This window comes from Deltaproteobacteria bacterium (assembly GCA_018668695.1).
Lineage (GTDB): Bacteria > Myxococcota > XYA12-FULL-58-9 > XYA12-FULL-58-9 > JABJBS01 > JABJBS01.
In genome coordinates this window covers 1-3,016 of sequence record JABJBS010000103.1, presented here as the reverse complement: position 1 = coordinate 3,016, position 3,016 = coordinate 1, and the positions used below count along the sequence as shown (strand labels likewise).

At 50.3% G+C, this 3,016-nt stretch carries 5 protein-coding genes; 1 reads left to right on the top strand and 4 read right to left on the bottom strand.

The genetic code is table 11. The annotated features are described in order from the left end of the window. A partial coding sequence (locus HOK28_05970; GenBank protein MBT6432619.1) for a phosphotransferase occupies positions 1 to 431 on the bottom strand: 431 nt, incomplete at its 3' end. Then, the gene (locus HOK28_05965) at positions 431 to 913 is read right to left on the bottom strand and encodes a low molecular weight phosphotyrosine protein phosphatase (protein MBT6432618.1); all 483 of its coding nucleotides are present in this window, start codon (positions 911 to 913) and stop codon (positions 431 to 433) included. The genes HOK28_05965 and HOK28_05970, both read right to left, overlap by 1 nt. A gap of 235 nt (positions 914 to 1,148) precedes the next feature. On the opposite strand from HOK28_05965, the gene HOK28_05960 reads away from it, so the two are divergent. Next, complete coding sequence (locus tag HOK28_05960; protein MBT6432617.1) at positions 1,149 to 1,394, top strand: hypothetical protein; 246 nt, start codon at positions 1,149 to 1,151, stop codon at positions 1,392 to 1,394. A gap of 233 nt (positions 1,395 to 1,627) precedes the next feature. Here HOK28_05960 and HOK28_05955 read toward each other — a convergent pair whose 3' ends face one another. Together HOK28_05955 and HOK28_05950 are read right to left on the bottom strand one after the other, a co-directional pair. Continuing rightward, positions 1,628 to 2,464, bottom strand: a complete 837-nt coding sequence (locus HOK28_05955) for an RNA polymerase subunit sigma (protein MBT6432616.1) — start codon at positions 2,462 to 2,464, stop codon at positions 1,628 to 1,630. Next, a partial coding sequence (locus HOK28_05950; GenBank protein ID MBT6432615.1) for a DMT family transporter occupies positions 2,457 to 3,016 on the bottom strand: 560 nt, incomplete at its 5' end. The genes HOK28_05955 and HOK28_05950, both read right to left, overlap by 8 nt.

The following is a 3,016-nucleotide window of genomic DNA, read 5'->3' as shown; positions in this document are numbered from 1 at the left end:
TCGCTCCAGCTCTTCTCGGGCTTATTGGCTTGCTGAAGTGTGCCTATGTAATTGTCATGCTCCAAACCAAATTGCATCGGATGGCTTTTATGAATCAGGGCTAGCCCGCGACCGAATACTTGATGAAAGTCGGGTGAAGGCGCCTCGGAAGGAAGCCATTCAAGAATTAGAAAAGCCGGCTGGTCCTCGGAACTCTGACCGAGAACCTCTGGAACCTCTAAAACCTTCGGCTTACGGAGCCATTGTAGGCCTTGGGCCTCGGTCTTGAAAAAATCACTCGGAGCAGACGGGTTCGTTTTGATAAAAACGGTTCTTCCATCGGAAAGCTCGGCTTTAAAGGCCTGATTGATATCACCGCCAGTCACACTGCAAAGGCTCTCAAAGCTAGCTTCAAGATGATTCTCAATGGTGAGCCGTGTTTGCGTGTGCATTAGGTTAAGCCATGCTCGCTTCGGATATGCGTCAATAAGCCTCGGCAAGCCGTTTCGCATAAGTCGTAAACCGTTTCGAATCCATTTGGCCCACCATAGTAAGGATCTGGGACATCGAGAGTACCAGGGTTAGCTGGGTCGTACTCGCGAAGCATTGAAAGATTCTTTGGAGCGACCGAACCGGGGGCGATGGCAGCAAGGTTTGATAAGTTCGATGCATCCATGGCAATCACATAGTCAAACTTTGAAAAGTCGGCTTCTTTAAATTGTCGGGAACGACTTGGCAGTTGGACTCCGCGGTTGTTCGCAGTGGCCTGACTTCTTGAGTCTGCTCCCTTGCCGGCATGCCAAGATTCGGTACCCGCGCTGTCGATAGAGATAGAGTCAGCGAGTCCTTCGTTGCGGACGAGTTCAAGCATGATTCCCTCGGCGGTAGGGGACCGGCAAATATTGCCCAAACAGACAAAGCACACATGAATCATGTCGTTTCCTTTCAGAGTGTCTAAGATCCGACACTTGTTTTGCCGCAATACGAGATCTTGTCAACAAGCCGTCATTATATCCCGGAATCAATGTCAGTATTTTTATGATCCCATCTTGAGAACGCTGAAATCATGAATGATATTAGATGCTTGTGCCGGGCGGTGGTGTTTTTCGTAAAAGTGGCACGGACCCTGCATTGTCTTAGGTAGACTACAAAACTCGGTGGAGAGTAACATGGGGAGTGTCAAATCTTTTGAATACTATGCAGACGAGGGAATGTTGGGTTCTCTCGACGAAGAGATGGTATTCGAAGCTGATAATGTGAGTGAGGATGTGGATTTGCTTTTGCTGGATTGGGATTACGATTCGGCTCAACAAATATTGGGCGAGGTATCAGCAGCGATCATGGATCGGGCCTACCAGGCCAGCCAGGCCACGGTGACCAGGTTGAGCCCGGCAGCTCTCCAATTTTTATACTAACCACTGTGTGCAACTTTTAAAATTTGCACGTGCGTAGTTCGCGGGGTCACTGGGTGCCATAGCTCAGTGACCCCGGACTTACCGACACGATTGATGTCCACCCTGAAAGCTAGATTTATGGTCTAGCTCGAGACATTAATCACCGTTGGTCTTTTCCCTGATCTGACGTGAGGGCTTGGCTATCCGACTCCTGGCTAGTTCGGCCCCGCGTCACAGATCGCAATTTAAGACAATCAGTCCGTTTTATGTTGGGAGAGTGCTTTCGCAAGAATCGGAAGCACGTCACCCGCACTTCCTTGTAAACTTAGTCCGTGTGGAAGCCTTTGCGCTCTTTGCCCAAAGACGTTTTCAGCAGGATTGATATCGATAAATGGGATACCCGCTCGTGCGGCCATGGTCACCATTTGGTTGGGTAGGTTGGTGGCTCCAGATGTGCCCACGATGACCAATAAATCAGCCGAAGAAGTGACCTCAAGAGAGCTCTGGAAGCGATAAAGGTCTTCGTCGTAGCATTCGTCGAACCAGAGAACATGGGGGCGTTGCGGTTGCTCATCAAACTGCAGTTGCTCAGCGAGAGCATCGTCACTGAGCTGCTGGACAGCTTCTTCCGAGGTGGTGACAGGAACCAAAACAAGTGAGCTTGAATCGCCTTGGTACGGACGCATGTAATCGATATTTCCGTGGATCTGATAGGTTCGGGCGAAGGTATTACCAGCTCTCAAATGGAGTCCATCCACGTTTTGAGTGACCAATGTGAACCCGTCACCAAAGCATTGCTCAAGGTCGGCCAGCGCATGATGAGCGGGGTTGGGCTCGGCTTTATGGCAGATTGCGCGGCGGTGAAGGTACCAGCGCCAAACTTCGAGCGGCATTCGGCTGAAGTTATTCCATGTTGCCATTTCTTGAGGCTGATACACCTTGGAACCAATGGTCCAATAGCCTTCTTCACCTCGAAAGGTTGGGATGCCACTTTCGGCCGAAATACCAGCTCCGGTTAGGAAGACCAAGCGCTCAAGCTGCGGACAAAATTCATTCAAAAAGTTGTCAATTTGAGAAGAATGCTCATGCATGCTGAGAGTCTCCCGATTGCTTGGATGTAGATTTGACCTGGCCGGCAACAGCTACGGCGTAGATGGCAACGAGAGTCAGCGCAGAACCCACTGCATCGAATACTCCAAATCGCTCTCCGAAAAATGCGACGCCCCATACGGTGGTTAAGACCGGTTGCAGCAATATGGTCATCGAGCTTATGCGGGCCGGTAACTGAGGCATCCCTTTGCTAATCAACGCCCACCCGCCCACGTGGACAGCCAGCCCTAATACAAGCAACCACATGAGATTACGGAAATCGGGGAACGCCGTGCTCTCATTCGTAAAGAGAGTCACGCTAAACAAAGTAATGGCACCGAAGAGACACGAGATAACTAAATTAACGGAGATGGGCCAAGCACCCTCAACACTTTGACTTTGTCGCAGCGAGAGTATGTAGCTTGCGTAAAAGAAGGCGGTTCCAACCCCCATAAGAATACCGGTGGGGTCGAGAGTTTGATTGAGGAGACCGGGCACAGTGAGTAAGGCTACACCTGCAATCGCAACCAGAGACCACATTAAAAAGTTTTTGG